1 protein-coding gene is annotated in these 539 nt (G+C 50.1%); it reads right to left on the bottom strand.

The window, feature by feature from the left end:
- A partial coding sequence (locus ACFINO_RS11545; RefSeq protein WP_375655992.1) for a hypothetical protein occupies positions 1-539 on the bottom strand: 539 nt, incomplete at both ends.

The raw sequence follows: 539 nt of genomic DNA, 5'->3' as shown, positions 1-539 counted from the left end.
AGATCAACATCCCCTTGGGTGCCAAGAACAACAACACCAGCAGCACCCGTTGCCGCCATATCAACCCCACCGGCTAAAAAATGAGCTTGTATATCACCACCGGCATGCGCCTTGAGCTTCCCTTGCGCTAAAACAATCCCCTCAAGTTTCAAGTTTCCGCCCGATTCAAGAGCCATATCAGCGCCTGCCCCTAGCCCTGAAACTTGAAGTGTCTGGCGCGAAGACAGCTCCATATTGCCCCCAGAGGTTGCCTTACCGGCAATCGATAAAAGCCCATCCTGCGCCTCTATCTTCAAATGACCATCAGCGCCAACCGTTTCTAACGTCACATCCTTATGGGCGGCAATATCAATATGCTTTTTCGAGGTGATGTGTTTTGCCAATACGCTCTGGCTTTTCGATTTGAGGACAACACCCCCATGACCAAAAACATTCTTCAACGAGATTTTCCCGTCAGCAGAAAGATGCAACTGCCCCGCATTGGCTGCCATATCATGGCGCATACGAACACCAACACCTTTTTCTGTTGCCACAAGTTT

The organism is Bartonella sp. AA83SXKL (assembly GCF_042196965.1).
Taxonomy (GTDB): Bacteria; Pseudomonadota; Alphaproteobacteria; order Rhizobiales; family Rhizobiaceae; genus Bartonella.
This window is presented reverse-complemented; position numbering and strand designations above follow the sequence as displayed.